General features: G+C 64.1%; 13 protein-coding genes. 11 read left to right on the top strand and 2 right to left on the bottom strand.

Annotated features, from left to right (window positions below):
• Nucleotides 1-14 precede the first annotated feature (14 nt).
• The 7 genes from SPHS8_RS15320 (at nucleotide 15) to SPHS8_RS15290 (ending at nucleotide 7,745) form a co-directional block, all read left to right on the top strand.
• Entirely contained in the window at nucleotides 15-2,099 is a 2,085-nt protein-coding gene (locus SPHS8_RS15320; RefSeq protein WP_201516303.1) for a 3-hydroxyacyl-CoA dehydrogenase NAD-binding domain-containing protein, read from the top strand.
• Nucleotides 2,096-3,298 carry an acyl-CoA dehydrogenase family protein gene (locus SPHS8_RS15315; protein ID WP_201516302.1) on the top strand — a complete coding sequence of 401 codons (1,203 nt, stop codon included), beginning with the start codon at nucleotides 2,096-2,098 and terminating at the stop codon, nucleotides 3,296-3,298. Before SPHS8_RS15320 ends, SPHS8_RS15315 begins: the two co-directional genes overlap by 4 nt.
• A complete protein-coding gene (locus SPHS8_RS15310; RefSeq protein ID WP_236575197.1) occupies nucleotides 3,291-4,334 on the top strand; it encodes a phosphotransferase family protein in 1,044 nt (347 codons plus the stop codon). The genes SPHS8_RS15315 and SPHS8_RS15310 overlap by 8 nt, the downstream gene beginning before the upstream one ends.
• Nucleotides 4,331-5,371, top strand: coding sequence for an alpha/beta fold hydrolase (locus SPHS8_RS15305; protein WP_201516301.1), 1,041 nt, complete (start codon nucleotides 4,331-4,333; stop codon nucleotides 5,369-5,371). Before SPHS8_RS15310 ends, SPHS8_RS15305 begins: the two co-directional genes overlap by 4 nt.
• Nucleotides 5,368-6,201 carry a sugar phosphate isomerase/epimerase family protein gene (locus SPHS8_RS15300; protein ID WP_201516300.1) on the top strand — a complete coding sequence of 278 codons (834 nt, stop codon included), beginning with the start codon at nucleotides 5,368-5,370 and terminating at the stop codon, nucleotides 6,199-6,201. Before SPHS8_RS15305 ends, SPHS8_RS15300 begins: the two co-directional genes overlap by 4 nt.
• Nucleotides 6,202-6,324: 123 nt before the next feature.
• Nucleotides 6,325-6,531, top strand: coding sequence for a ferredoxin (locus SPHS8_RS15295; protein WP_201516299.1), 207 nt, complete (start codon nucleotides 6,325-6,327; stop codon nucleotides 6,529-6,531).
• Complete coding sequence (locus SPHS8_RS15290) at nucleotides 6,528-7,745, top strand: cytochrome P450 (protein ID WP_201516298.1); 1,218 nt, start codon at nucleotides 6,528-6,530, stop codon at nucleotides 7,743-7,745. Before SPHS8_RS15295 ends, SPHS8_RS15290 begins: the two co-directional genes overlap by 4 nt.
• A gap of 40 nt (nucleotides 7,746-7,785) precedes the next feature.
• Here the strand turns inward: SPHS8_RS15290 and SPHS8_RS15285 are convergent, their stop codons facing one another.
• Nucleotides 7,786-8,643 (bottom strand): helix-turn-helix transcriptional regulator, encoded by an 858-nt coding sequence (locus SPHS8_RS15285; RefSeq protein ID WP_201516297.1) that lies wholly within the window; start codon nucleotides 8,641-8,643, stop codon nucleotides 7,786-7,788.
• A 14-nt stretch (nucleotides 8,644-8,657) separates the two neighbouring features.
• Nucleotides 8,658-9,527 (bottom strand): helix-turn-helix domain-containing protein, encoded by an 870-nt coding sequence (locus SPHS8_RS15280; protein ID WP_201516296.1) that lies wholly within the window; start codon nucleotides 9,525-9,527, stop codon nucleotides 8,658-8,660.
• A gap of 125 nt (nucleotides 9,528-9,652) precedes the next feature.
• On the opposite strand from SPHS8_RS15280, the gene SPHS8_RS15275 reads away from it, so the two are divergent.
• From SPHS8_RS15275 to SPHS8_RS15260, 4 genes are read left to right on the top strand one after another with little or no spacing between them, the layout of a single operon-like run.
• A complete protein-coding gene (locus SPHS8_RS15275; protein ID WP_201516295.1) occupies nucleotides 9,653-11,374 on the top strand; it encodes a methylmalonyl-CoA mutase family protein in 1,722 nt (573 codons plus the stop codon).
• A gap of 5 nt (nucleotides 11,375-11,379) precedes the next feature.
• Nucleotides 11,380-11,805 (top strand): cobalamin B12-binding domain-containing protein, encoded by a 426-nt coding sequence (locus SPHS8_RS15270; RefSeq protein ID WP_097092952.1) that lies wholly within the window; start codon nucleotides 11,380-11,382, stop codon nucleotides 11,803-11,805.
• Nucleotides 11,805-12,767 (top strand): methylmalonyl Co-A mutase-associated GTPase MeaB, encoded by a 963-nt coding sequence (gene meaB, locus SPHS8_RS15265; RefSeq protein WP_201516294.1) that lies wholly within the window; start codon nucleotides 11,805-11,807, stop codon nucleotides 12,765-12,767. Before SPHS8_RS15270 ends, meaB begins: the two co-directional genes overlap by 1 nt.
• Nucleotides 12,764-13,369 (top strand): EthD domain-containing protein, encoded by a 606-nt coding sequence (locus tag SPHS8_RS15260; RefSeq protein WP_201516293.1) that lies wholly within the window; start codon nucleotides 12,764-12,766, stop codon nucleotides 13,367-13,369. The genes meaB and SPHS8_RS15260 overlap by 4 nt, the downstream gene beginning before the upstream one ends.
• Nucleotides 13,370-13,476 lie beyond the last annotated feature (107 nt).

Raw genomic sequence — 13,476 nt, 5'->3', positions numbered from 1 at the left:
ACAGGAAATCCTTCATGTCCGAAACAGTCAGCTTCCACATCCATGGCGCGATCGCCGAAGCGGTGATCGATAATCCGCCGGTCAACGCCACCTCCGCCAGCGTGCGGCAGGGGCTTTCCGAAGCCATTCGCCAGCTGGAATCCGATCCCGCCCTCCAGGCGCTTGTCATCCGTTGCGAAGGCAAGACCTTCATCGCTGGCGCGGATATCAAGGAATTCGGCAAGCCCATGGCTGATCCCGGCCTGCCGCTGGTCATGGAAATGATGGACCATTCGACCAAGCCGATCATCGCCGCCGTCCATGGCACGGTGCTGGGAGGCGGCCTCGAAGTCGCTCTCGCCTGCCACTATCGCATCGCCGCGCCGGGCACGAAATTCGGCTTTCCTGAAGTGAAGCTCGGCCTCATGCCCGGTGGCGGCGGCACCCAGCGCACGCCACGTCTCGCTGGCCTCGCCACCGCAATCAAGCTGGTGACGGAAGGCAATCAGATCGGCACGGACGAAGCGCTGAAGTCCAACCTTATCGATGCGGTCGCGACGGGCAGCGACCTTGCGACCAAAGCACGCAGCTTCGCGGAAAAGCTGGTGGCAGAAGGGAAGGGGCCGCGCAGCTCCTCCACCCTGCCCATGCCCGCCGACGATCCGGCGCTATTCGAAGAAGCGCGCAAAACCGTCGCCAAAAAGATGCGCGGCCAAACCGCACCCCTGCGCGCGTTGGAAGCCATGCGCCTCGGCTATGAACTGCCCTTCGACGAGGCGGTGAAAAAGGAACTCGCGATCTTTCGCGAATGCATGAACGGGTCGCAGTCAAAGGCACTGCGCCACCTGTTCGCCGCCGAACGCGAAGTCGCGCGCATCCCCGGCCTCGCGCCCGACACCCTGACCCGCAACATCGAGCGCGTCGGCGTCATCGGCCTTGGCGTCATGGGACGCGGCATTGTCATGGCGGTCGTCAGCGTCGGCATCCCCGTCATCGCCGTCGGCCTTGATCAGCCGAACATCGACGCCGCGATGAAGGCCATCACCAAGATGTGGTCGTCGTCCGTCGCGAAGGGCAGCATGTCGCAGGAGACGATGGACAAGCGCCTCGCGCTCATCACCACCAGCGACGACCCCCGCGACCTGTCGCCGACGCAATTGGTGATCGAGGCAGTGACCGAGGATCTGGACATCAAGAAGGCTGTCTTCGCCAAGCTCGGTGAGGTTACGCCCGCCGGAACCATCCTCGCCTCCAACACCAGCTTCCTCAACATCGATACGCTGGCTGAAGCGTCCGGACGGCCTGAAGACGTGTGCGGCATGCACTTCTTCAATCCCGCCCATGTCATGCGCCTGTTGGAAAATGTCCGCGCGGCCAAGACCGATCCCGAAGTCGTCGCGACGATCATGGCGCTAGGCAAACGCATCGGCAAGCTGCCGGTCCTGTCGGGCGTGTGCGACGGCTTCATCGTCAACCGCATGCTCTCCAAGCGCTCCCGCGAAGGCTTCTTCCTTGTGGAGGAGGGCGCAAAGCCCGCCGCGATCGACAAGGTGCTGCTGTCCTACGGCTTCCCGATGGGGCCGTTCGCGCTCGGCGACCTCGCCGGTCTCGACGTGCAGGCCGCCGCCCGCAAGGCCCGCGCCGCCAGCGCGACGGAACGCGAATTGCGCGCCGACTTCCCCGAGCAGATGGTCGCCGCCGGACGCCTGGGGCAAAAGGCCGGCTCCGGCTGGTACAGCTATGACGAGAACCGCAAGGCGAGCCCCAATCCCCAGACCGACGAGATGATCGCCGCCCATGCCCAGCGTCACGGACTCACCCTGCGCGACATTGGCGAGGATGAAATCCGCGAACGCCTGCTCTACGCGATGGTAAATGAAGGCGCGAAGCTGCTCAGCGAAGGCATCGTGCCGCGCCCGCATGAGATCGACGTGGCGCTGGTGAACGGCCTCGGCTGGCCCAGCTACACCGGCGGCCCCATGCACTGGGCAGACCAGATAGGCCTCGACAAGGTGCTGGCCACCATCGAGAAATTCCGCGCCGAACAGGGCGAGGCCTATTGGACGCCCGCGCCGCTTCTGGAGCAATATGCGCGAGAGGGCAGGGGCTTCTACGCATGAGCTACGAACCCAATGCGAAGACCGCCGATTTGCTCGCCCGCCTGCGCGCTTTCATGGACGCGCACATCTATCCCAATGAGAAGCGCTATTATGAGGAGGTCGCTACCGGCGACCGCTGGGCGCATGTCACGCTCATTGATGACCTCAAGCCGCTGGCGAAGGAAGCGGGGCTGTGGAACTTGTTCCTGCCCGAAAGCACCCATGGCGCGGGGCTCACTAACCTTGAATATGCGCCGCTCTGCGAGGAAATGGGCCGCGTTCACTGGTGCCCCGCCGTCTTCAACTGCGCCGCGCCCGACACCGGCAACATGGAGACGCTCGAACGCTTCGGCACGGACGAGCATAAGGAACGTTGGCTCAAACCCATGCTGGCGGGCGAAATGCGCTCCGCCTTCGCCATGACGGAGCCGCAGGTGGCCTCGTCCGACGCCACCAATATCGAAAGCTCGATCGTCCGCGACGGCGATGATTATGTCATCAACGGCCGCAAATGGTGGATTTCCGGCATGGGCGAGGCGGACTGCGCGCTCATGATCTTCATGGGCAAGACCGATCCGTCAGCGCCCAAGCACAAGCAGCAATCGATGATCCTGGTCCCGCGCGACACGCCCGGCATTACCGTGCTGCGGCCGATGACAGTGCTCGGCTATGACGACGCGCCCCACGGCCACATGGAAATCCTGTTCGAAAATGTCCGAGTGCCCGCGTCCAACATGCTGCTCGGCGAAGGGCGCGGCTTCGAAATCGCGCAGGCCCGCCTTGGCCCCGGCCGCATCCATCACTGCATGCGCATGATCGGCATGGCCGAACGCGCGCTCGAAGCCATGTGCCGCCGGGTGAAGAGCCGCGTCGCCTTTGGCAAGCCGCTCGCCGAACAGGGGGTCATCATCGAACGCATCGCCAACAGCCGCATCATGATCGATCAGGCGCGGCTGCTCACCCTCCATGCCGCGCACCGCATGGATACGGTCGGCAACAAGGTGGCGAAGGCGGACATTGCGATGATCAAGGTCGCAGCGCCCAACATGGCCTGCCAGGTTATTGACTGGGCGATGCAGGCGCATGGCGCGGCGGGCATCAGCCAGGATTTCTTCCTTGCCAGCTACTATGCCCACGCCCGCAAGATCCGCTTCGCCGATGGCCCCGACGAGGTGCACCGTCACCAGCTCGGCCGCCTCGAACTCGCCAAATATGACTGACGTCCGCACGCTCGACACCAACCGCCTCGGCCCATGGCTTCAGGCCCATGTGCCGGGCGCGGACGGGGAAATCAGCGCAGAGAAATTCGCGGGCGGCCAGTCCAACCCCACCTATTTGCTGTCGGTGGACGGGCGGCCCCGCTTCGTCCTGCGCCGCAAGCCCGATGGCGTGCTGCTCCCCTCTGCCCACGCGATCGAGCGGGAATATCGCGTGACCGATGCGCTCAAGGATAGCGCCGTCCCCGTCGCCCGCCCGCTCGCCCTGTGCGAAGATGCGAGCATCGTCGGCACGCCCTTCTTCATCATGACCTATGCGCAGGGCCGCAATTTCTGGGACGCGCGCCTGCCCGACCTCACGCCGGCAGATCGCGCCGCCATCTATGACGAAATGAACCGGGTCCTCGCCGCGCTGCACGCGATCAACCCCGCTGGGGTCGGCCTCTCGGACTATGGCAATCCGGGCAATTACTTCGCCCGTCAGGTCGCCCGCTGGACCAGGCAATACCGCGCCACCCAGACCCAGCCGATCGACGCGATGGAGTCCCTCATAGACTGGCTCCCCGCCAACGATCCCGGCCTCGAAGCAAGCCGCATCGTCCATGGCGACTATCGCAACGACAATATGATCTTCGCGCCCACAGAGCCCCGCATCATCGCGGTCCTCGACTGGGAACTCTCCACGCTCGGCCATCCCCTCGCTGACCTCGCCCAGCATCTGATGGCCTGGCGCGTGCCCAAGGAAGGCTATCGCGGCCTGTCCGACGCAGACTTGCCCACGCTCGGCATCCCGTCCGAAGAGGATTATCTGCAAAGCTATGCACAGCGTAGCGGCGCAGGCGCCATCGATCCCACCCATTGGCGCTACGCCCTTGCCTTTGCCATGTTCCGCAACGCCGCCATCCGCCAGGGCGTCTATCACCGCGCGATCAGCGGCAATGCATCAAGCGAAGCCGCCGCCATCCACGGCGCGCGTGCCGGAGAAATTGCAGGCCTCGCCTGGCGCATCGCCCGCGGGGAAGAGGATGCCCATCTATGACAGAAAAACTTATCGACGCAGGCGACTACCGGCTTCGCGCTGTGGAGCAGGGGGAGGGGCCACTCGTCCTCATGATCCACGGCTTTCCCGGCCTTGCCTGGTCATGGCGGCACCAGATGGAGCCGCTCGCAGCGGCAGGCTTCCGCGCTGTCGCCATCGACAGCCTCGGCTATGGCGGCAGCGACCGTCCCACCGATCCCGCCGCCTATGATGCCGACCGGATGCAGGCCTACCTCATCGCCCTGCTCGACCATTATGAAGCGGATAAGGCCGTGATCGTCGGCCAGGATTTCGGCGCGCAATATGCCTGGAACCTCGCCGTTCGCGCGCCGGATCGCGTGGCGGGCCTCATCGCCACCATCCCCTATGATTATGACATGGCCGGACGCGCGATGCTCGGCAGCGCGCCGCGCCTTTCCCCCGACGAGCCCGCGCGACCGGAAGCATCCTCCCCCGACCGGCTCCCCAGCGAACGCTTCGCCGCGATGGCCACCGAGCATTTCGTCCACTTCCATTATTTCATGGAGGTGGGCCCCGCCGAGCGCGAACTGGCCGACCGCGCGCCCGAATTTCTCGCCCGCCTCTTCTACGCGCTCTCCTCAAAGGGCGACCTGTGGAGTTGGAAGACGGTATCCTCCATCGGCAGCGGCTATCTAGACGTCCTGCCTCCCGCCCCTCCGCTCCCCTGGCCTTGGCTTACCAAGGCAGAGTTCGATCGTTTCGTCAGCGAATATGTCGATGCCGACCCAATGCTGCGTTTCATCGGCGGCCTCAACAGCTACCGCACCGCTGACGTGAACTGGCGCATTGGCGAAAAATGGGCTGACCATGATGTCGAAACGCCCACCCTGTTCCTCTATGGCGAAAAAGACCCGTCCTTCGGCTTCTTCACCGATTGGGAAGCGCGGTTACGCAAGCGCGTCCCCGGCCTGCGCGACATCATCGCCATCCCCGAAGCAGGCCATTTCGTGCAGCAGGAACAACCCGCCGCCTTCAACAAGGCGTTGCTGGACTTCGCTCGATCGGTGACGCAATGACCGGTCGCTGGCCCATCGGCGGTCATCTGGGCCTTAGTTCGCCCGACCAGCCGATGCTCGCGCATCTCGCCCCGTCCACCAGCCCGCTCGACCAGATCGACGCGCTTGCCGATCATGGCTTTCGCGGCGTGCAGGACCTGTTCCTGATGCTGCGGCCCGAGGCTGAGCAAGTCGCGATGGCCGATCGGATGGCGAGCCGCGGTCTTGTCCTGTCCAGCTTCAGCGACCTTAAATATTGGAACCAGCCGGTCTGGAGCGCCGAGGATGAAGCAGGCCTCGAACATCTGCGCAGCAGCGTGGACCTCAGCGCCGAGATCGCCGCCCGCTTCAACGGCGGCAGCGTCGTCTGCGTAGCTGGCCTCGACAATCAGCGCCCGCATGACGTGCAACTCCGTGCGATGACGGAAAATCTGAAGCGCCATGCCGAACAGGCCGCCCGCAGCGGATTGACCCTACTCGTCGAACCCATCGCCGCCAGCCGCATCCCCGGCCTCCTGCTCGATCGGCTGGAGGACGCGGCCGAAATGGTCAGCGCCGCCGCCATGCCATCGGTCCGCCTGCTGTTCGACACCGGCCATGTCGCAATGATGGGCCACGATGTGCCCTCATCCTTCGCCGCCTGCGCGCAGCAGACCGGTCTTGTCCAGTTCGCCGACATACCTAATCGCGTGGATCCCGGCCTCGGCGAACTGGATTGGCCCGCCATCCTGAAGGCGATAGAGGACCATGGCTATCGCGGCATGATCGAACTTGAGTTCGAACCGGCCAACCCGACCGCGACCGGTGAAACGCAAATGCTCGACCGCCTGAAAGCCTTTGGCATCTTCTGACCGGCAGCCAGCGCCAATGTCCTGATCTGCTCCTTATGACGCATTTTGCTCCGTCGCGACAATAGGCCCCCGATCACCGCTTTGGTAAAAGGCGGCAACACATGATCAGGAGAGTCTGGCCCGATGAGAGTGGTTGCCAATCTTGCCCAATGCCAGGGGCACGCCCGATGCGAAGACCTGTGCCCGGAGGTGTTTTCTACTGACGCGATCGAGGGAAAGGTCGTCATAGAACAGCCCGAATTCCCCCCGGAGCTTGAGGACAAAGTGCGGCTCGCCGTGCGCAATTGCCCGGAAGGGGCTCTCCGCATCGCGAAGGGAGCGGCGGCATGACCGTCACCTATTATCCCGCCGCGCCTACTCATGTCCCTGAAGACTTGATCCTGGATTTCGACTTTTTCGACATGCCTGCCGACGTGTCCGATCCGGTGCAGATCTGGCACGGCCTTATCCAAAAAGGTGCGCCGCCCATTTTCTACACGCCGCGCAATGGCGGCCATTGGGTGTTCCTGCGCTACGCCGACATCGCCGAAGCCTATCGCAATCACGAGATTTTCTCGACGCACAAGGCGCAGATTCCCCCGCTAGAACCCTATCCGGTTCTTCAGCCCAATGGCGTCGATCCGCCACAGCATGACGTGTTCCGCAAATTGCTCGCGCCCATGTTCACGCCGCTCGCCGTCCGCCGCATGACCGATGGCTTGCAAAGCCGCGCCGAACGCCTGATCTCCGGTTTCGCCGGGAAGGGCGGGTGCGACTTCGTGCACGACTATGCCGCCAAATTCCCTACCGGCACGTTCCTTGAACTGTTCGGCCTGCCTGAAGAGCGCCTGCCCGAATTCCTGCGCATCTCTGACACCTTCTTCCGCAGCACCGACCCGGAGGTACGCGCCGCAAACCTGCTCGAAATCTATGATGTGCTGGAGGAACTGTTCCGCGAGAAGGAGCGCAATCCCGGCACCGACATAGCCTCCACCGTGGTGCAATCGCGCGATGCGGATGGCAATCCCTTCCCCTGGACCGACATCATCAACTGCGGCTTCCTGCTGTTCGTCGCTGGGCTGGATACGGTCACGAACACCATGACCTATGTCTGGCGCTACCTCGCGACATCGGCCGACGCGCGGCAGAAGTTCCGCGACCGGCTGGATGATCCATCCGCATTCCTCCTCGCCATCGAGGAGCTTATGCGGATCAACGCGGTCTCCAACATCTATCGCCGCGTCACCCATGACTGCGAGTTCAAGGGCGTGCAGTTCCGCCGCAATGACCGCGTGGTCCTGCCCAACACAGTGGCGAACCGCGACCCGCGCACGTTCAGCGACCCACAGACGATCGACCTCGATCGCAAGGTCAACAATCACGTCACCTTCGGCCTCGGCCCGCACCGTTGCATCGGGTCGCACCTCGCCAAACGGGAGATCATGATCTCGCTACAAGAATGGCTGCGGCAAATCCCCGAATTTGAACTGGACCCCGATCAGGACGCGGAGTCCGTCTTTGGCGGCCCGGTCATGGGCTTCACCTCGCTCAAACTGCGCTGGTGACGAGGAGTGCGGAGGGTTTCGCGAGAAGCCTTCCGCGCCCTCACTCCATCAAAGCCGCCGACCGCTGTCGATATTCGCGCGGCGACAAACCCGTTGCCCGGCGAAAAGCCCGGGCAAAGCTGTTGCCGTGGGAAAATCCCGCTTGCTCGGCCACCTGCTTCATTGGCACATCGCCGCGCGCCAGCAGAAGCTTCGACTGCTCGATGCGGTAGGTTTCGATATAGTCTGAAATGGTCTTGCCGGTCAGCGCCAGGAATTGCCGATGCAGATGCCGCGTGCTGATCCCGCACAGGGCAGCCAGTTCAGAAACACCGGGCATGGGCGCACCCGCCTCTATCCGTTCACGTATCCGGCGGAACTGCCAGGGAGCGAGGCGGCTGGCCGTCGCCGCGCCCGCAGCCTGATGGAACACGCGGCCAAGCTCCACCCGCACCAGCTGGAACAGCGCCTCCATGGCCTCAGTGGACCGGTCTAGCGGATTGATCAATTCACGATGGGCCAGCCGCATCAGGCTGCGCAGCGCGTCGTTACGAATATTCAGCAGCCCTTGCAGGAACGACAGCGAAGGCTCGCCCGCGCCAATGATCGCAGCGCCATGCCGCTCATCGAAAAGGCATCGGATCACGCGGATCTGCCTGCCCTCCGATCGCCCGCCGATCGCCACGCCCGGATGGCGGACGAACAACGCGCCCATGAAGCAGCGCCGTTCCGGGTCGATATCCGGGAAATAGGCCGATGCGTCGGCCGCCATCGGGGGCAGCGACATTTCCAGCATCAGCTGCTGCTGCGTCTGCTCGAAACTCACCATGTCGGGCCAATGCCATTCCACCAGCTCGAACCGCCCGCCCGACACAGTGCAGGATGCGATGACCGTGGCGGTGAAATCGATATCGTTCATGTTCGCCGCCATCCCTACCGCATCAATGCCCGCCAGGCCCCCGGCGGCCGCCCCGTCTCGCGCCGGAACGCCGCCGTAAAGGATGGAGCCCCCGCATAGCCCAACGCCCGCGCAATCTCCTCAATCGACCCCTGATCCTCGGTTAGCATCGCCTTGGCCCGATCGATACGCCGCCGCCGGATCGCCGCGCCGGGACTAATCCCCGTCGAGTGGTGGAAACAGCGGATGAAATGATCCCGGCTGATCCCACACCGTTCCGCCATGGCGTCGATCGAGGGTGCATCACCAGGCGCGTCGATCATCGCCAGCGCAATGCGCAGCGCCCGCGCGGACAGCCCACCCCGCCGCCGCCCCGCGCGCTCAGCCGCCTGGGTCAGGAACCGCCGCAGGTCGAGCAGGATCAGCCGCACCAAGGCCTCGCCGACATCGGCGCTGTCGTCGCCCGGGTTCTCCACCTCCGCCGCCAGCCGCAGCATAGCTTCCTCGATCGGCGGCGAATGCATGTCGAAACAGGCGCTGAGCGTCGCGTCGTCGAAACTGATCCCCGTCAGCGCCGGGGCAATCCGCTCATCCTCAAAGCGGATGCGGATGGTGTCGAACGCGCCTTGCGCCACATGAAACTCCATCGGCACGCCAGCCGGGCGCAGGGCCAGCGCGCCCATGCGCGCGAACGGACGGCGCGGATCACCCGCCTTCCGCCCCTCCGACCCGGTCAGCAGCCGCGACAGACCGAGCATCAGGACCGACTGCGGCTCGACCATCTGCACCGTCTCTTCCCGCACTTCGGGGTAGGCGCAAATCTCGACCGTCGCGCCATCCAGCCGGACCGACCGCCGCACGATGTCGGCGCTCTCCCGCGCCAGCCGGATCGAAATTGCATCCATGGGTGCCGCTTATCACATCGCGCGATATATTACGAGATCATGTGACAATCATGCGCATTTACCCCGGCAAACCTTGAGCGCGCCCGCGGCCGCCGCATAGCAATAGAGTCAAGGAGAGTGCCCCCATGAATCGCCCGACCGGACCCATCACGCCTGCCACAAACCCGATCGCTCAGGAAGAAGCGCGCTGGCAGCGGGAAACACGCGGCCCCGCCATGGGCGACCGCCCCGAGCGCCGCGACCCGTTCGTGACGCAGGCGCTCAAATGGCCGATCAAACCGCTCTACACGCCCGCAGATCTCGACGCGGTCGGCTTCGATTACAGCGTAGATCTCGGCTTCCCCGGCGAATATCCCTATACGCGTTCGACCCGCCCCAACGGCCACCGCACTGATTTCTGGACGATGACCCAGGTCACCGGCTTCGGCAAGGGCGAGGATTGGGCGAAGCGCGCCCGCTACATGCTGGACCAGGGCCTCTCCGGCCTCATCCTCGAATATGATCTCGCCACCACCAACGGCTATGACAGCGACGATCCCATCGTGGAGGGCGAAGTCGGCCGGGCAGGGATGGCGCTCGATAGCCTGGAAGATCTGGAAAAAGCCTTCGACCTGCCCTTCGACAAGCTCAAATATCTGATGAGCGTCTGCAACGCGCCGCAGCCTGTCAACCTCGCCATGATCATCGCCGCGCTGGAAAAGAAGGGCGTGGACCCTAAGGATTTCGTCCTCCACATCGTGAACGGTATCCTGATCGAATATACCTGCGTCGGCCGCTACATATATCCGCCCGAACATGGATTGCGCATCGCGACGGACTGCATCGAATATATCATCCGCAACCATCCCAATTGGGCGCCGATCTCGATCATTTCTGCCCAGCTTCAGCCCGCCAAGGCAAACCCGGTGCAGGAGATCGCCTATTCGCTCGCCATCGCCTGCGCCTATATCGACGCGGTGCTGGAACGCGGGCTCGATATCGACACGGTCGCGCCGTACATCAATCACTTCGTCGTCAATGTGGACATGGATTTCTTCGAGGGCGTCTGCAAGCTGCGCGCTTTCCGCAAATGCTGGGCGCGGTTGATGAAGGAGCGTTACGGCGCGACCAAGCCCGAAGCGCTCAAGATCCGCATGATGACATCGCCCACCACCATCGCGCTCACCCTCCAGCAGCCGCTGAACAACATCGCGCGGCTCGGCATCATGGCGACCGCCTGCGCGCTCGGCGGAGCGGGGGAGGCGATGACCACCCCTCTCTATGACGAAGCCCACGCCCTGCCAGCCGAAAACGCCATCCGCGTCGGCGCTGCGATCCAGCATATCGTCGCCCATGAAACCGGCGTCGCCGAAACGATCGATCCGCTCGCAGGCTCCTATTATGTCGAAACCCTGACCAAGCAGATGGAAGACGCCGCCTTCGCGGAGATGGAGAAGGTCTTCGCCATGGGCGGCGCGCTGAAAGCAATCGAGACCGGCTATATCCAGCGCGCGCTCGGCCGCGAACAATATGAGCGCAACAAGGATATTGAGGAGGGCCGCCGCAAATGGGTCGGCGTCAACCACCTCACCCGCGAGGATGAGGCGCGCGAAATCGAAATCTTCCGCCTCGACGAAGCGATGGAGGAGGAGCAGATCCGCAAGGTCCGCGATCTGCGGGCCCGCCGCGACCAGCCCGCCGTCGATGCCGCGTTGGAAAAGGTGCGCGAAGCTGCCCGCACCGGCGCGAACATGGTCCCGCCCTGCCTGGAGGCGGTGAAGCTCTACGCCACGCATGGCGAAATCTGCAACGCGATGCGCGACGTCTTCGGCGTCCACAGCGCCGATAGCCAGTTGATGGGAATCTGACCAGCATGACCACATTCAAGCGCCCCTTGCGCGTCCTGCTCGCCAAGCTTGGCATGGACACGCACACCGTCGGCGTCACCGTCATCGGCCATGCCTTGCGCGAAGCGGGGATGGAGGTGATCTTCACCGGCCTCAAGCAAACCCCGGAAATGGTCTGCGCCGCCGCGGTGCAGGAGGATGTGGACGTCGTCGGCATCTCCACCCTGTCCGCCGGTCACACCCGCAGCCTGCCCAAGCTCGCCCGCCTGCTCCGCGAAGCGGGCGCGGGTGACAAGCTGCTCGTTGCGGGCGGCGTTATCCCCGAAGAGGACAAGCCGATCCTTGAACAGGCGGGCGTTGATCGCATCTTCACCATGGGTTCGGACACGCGCGACATCGTCGCCTATCTCGAAAGCTGGTGGGCGCAGCGGCTGGCGGAGGATGCCGCCTGATGATGCAGCGCGCGGCGGATGTCGCGAACCGCCTTCTTGCCGGGGAAGTCGCGGCAGGCGGGCGCGCCATCCGCTGGCTCGATGATCGCGACCCGCGCGGGCCGGAGGTGCTCGCTGCCGTCTATCCGCAAACAGGCCGAGCGCAGGTGGTGGGCGTCACCGGCCCGCCCGGCGCTGGCAAGTCCACCCTCACCGACACGCTCGTCACTGAATGGCGCAAGCGTGGCCAGCGCGTCGCCGTCATTGCCGTCGATCCCTCCAGTCCCTTTACCGGGGGCGCCATCCTGGGCGACCGCGTCCGCATGAGCCGTCACGCGCTTGATCCGGGCGTCTTCATCCGCTCGCTCGGCACGCGGGGTCAGGCGGGCGGCCTGTCCCGCTCCACCCATGACGCCTGCCTCGTCTTCGATGCCATGGGCTATGACATCATCCTCGTGGAAACCGTGGGCGTGGGCCAGGATGAGATCGACGTCGTGAACCTCGCCCACACGACCGTCATCGTCGCGGTGCCCGGCCTTGGCGACGAGATTCAGGCGGTGAAGGCGGGTCTTATGGAGGCAGGCGACATTTTCGTCGTCAATAAAGCCGACCGGGACGGCTATGACGCGACCCACCGCCAGATGGAATTGATGCTCCACCTGCGCGCGCAAACCGTCACGGACCAGCGCTGGCACGTGCCCCTGCTGCGCGCCGTGGCCGCAAAGGGTGAGGGGGCGGATGCCATCGTTGACGCCATCGCCGCTCACCGCGCCTGGCTGGACGGCCATGGCGACTTCATAAGCCGCAGCCGCATGCGCGCCCGCGAGCAAGTTCTTTCGCTGGTGCGCGACGCTCTTGCGGATCGCGCTGTCAGCATAAGCGGCGACGCCATCATGCACCGCGTCGAAACGCGGCAGCTTGATCCCTACGCGGCGGCAGAGCAGATTGTCGCCACCCTATCTGGAAAGAGTGCAGCAGCATGACCAAATCCATCTGCGCCCTGGCGCACAAGCCCGGCAGCACCCGTGAAGATTTCCAGCTTTATTATGAGGATCATCATGTTCCTCTGGCGATCGGCCATTTCCCCTTTTCGGCCTATGCGCGCAACCATGTCATCGGGACGCAGGCCTTCGGCTGGGACACCATCAGCGAATTCTGGTCCGACGATATAGAAGCCGCCGCGGCGCTGATGGCGGGGCCAGTGGGCGAAATCATGACCGCCGACGAAGAACGTTTCATGGACCGATCCGTGATCGCCCCCGCTGGCGTGGAGGAAGTAATCCTGTCCTCCGGACCGCGCGCTGCGACTGACGGCCTGCGCACAGCCTTGCTGGTTCAGGACAGTGCCGAACATGTCGACTTGCGCTCCGCAGTCACTGATTGGGCGCGCAGCCTCGCCAAGGACATAGCAGGCGTATCCATCGACTTCACAACCAATTGGACCGAAAGGGCTTTCCCTGCGAAGGCAGTGCTGTGGCTGCCCGGATCGCAGGACCCCAGCATTCCGCAGGGTCTTCTCGTCCAGAAGCTGCTCGTCCGCCACGCGGAAACCCCAGCATCACGCCTGCTGGGCGCGCCTTCCTGAGCATCCACTCACTGTTGGGATTATGCAACAGCGTAGACATAAACGTTATATGTTACGCAGATTGCAACTAGCGGGTTGATGTAAGCGATAATTGCGACTAACGGAAC

The organism is Sphingobium sp. S6 (genome assembly GCF_905120495.1).
GTDB classification, from domain to species: domain Bacteria; phylum Pseudomonadota; class Alphaproteobacteria; order Sphingomonadales; family Sphingomonadaceae; genus Sphingobium; species Sphingobium agri.
The sequence above is the reverse complement of the archived record's forward strand: the minus strand, read 5'-3'. Positions and strand labels throughout refer to the sequence as shown.

What these genes read in the sequence shown, in the direction of transcription:
- SPHS8_RS15320 (WP_201516303.1), top strand. Translation starts at nt 15, where the DNA reads ATGTCCGAAACAGTCAGCTTCCACATCCATGGCGCGATCGCCGAAGCG.
- SPHS8_RS15315 (WP_201516302.1), top strand. Translation starts at nt 2,096, where the DNA reads ATGAGCTACGAACCCAATGCGAAGACCGCCGATTTGCTCGCCCGCCTG.
- SPHS8_RS15310 (WP_236575197.1), top strand. Translation starts at nt 3,291, where the DNA reads ATGACTGACGTCCGCACGCTCGACACCAACCGCCTCGGCCCATGGCTT.
- SPHS8_RS15305 (WP_201516301.1), top strand. Translation starts at nt 4,331, where the DNA reads ATGACAGAAAAACTTATCGACGCAGGCGACTACCGGCTTCGCGCTGTG.
- SPHS8_RS15300 (WP_201516300.1), top strand. Translation starts at nt 5,368, where the DNA reads ATGACCGGTCGCTGGCCCATCGGCGGTCATCTGGGCCTTAGTTCGCCC.
- SPHS8_RS15295 (WP_201516299.1), top strand. Translation starts at nt 6,325, where the DNA reads ATGAGAGTGGTTGCCAATCTTGCCCAATGCCAGGGGCACGCCCGATGC.
- SPHS8_RS15290 (WP_201516298.1), top strand. Translation starts at nt 6,528, where the DNA reads ATGACCGTCACCTATTATCCCGCCGCGCCTACTCATGTCCCTGAAGAC.
- SPHS8_RS15285 (WP_201516297.1), bottom strand. Translation starts at nt 8,643, where the DNA reads ATGAACGATATCGATTTCACCGCCACGGTCATCGCATCCTGCACTGTG.
- SPHS8_RS15280 (WP_201516296.1), bottom strand. Translation starts at nt 9,527, where the DNA reads ATGGATGCAATTTCGATCCGGCTGGCGCGGGAGAGCGCCGACATCGTG.
- SPHS8_RS15275 (WP_201516295.1), top strand. Translation starts at nt 9,653, where the DNA reads ATGAATCGCCCGACCGGACCCATCACGCCTGCCACAAACCCGATCGCT.
- SPHS8_RS15270 (WP_097092952.1), top strand. Translation starts at nt 11,380, where the DNA reads ATGACCACATTCAAGCGCCCCTTGCGCGTCCTGCTCGCCAAGCTTGGC.
- meaB (WP_201516294.1), top strand. Translation starts at nt 11,805, where the DNA reads ATGATGCAGCGCGCGGCGGATGTCGCGAACCGCCTTCTTGCCGGGGAA.
- SPHS8_RS15260 (WP_201516293.1), top strand. Translation starts at nt 12,764, where the DNA reads ATGACCAAATCCATCTGCGCCCTGGCGCACAAGCCCGGCAGCACCCGT.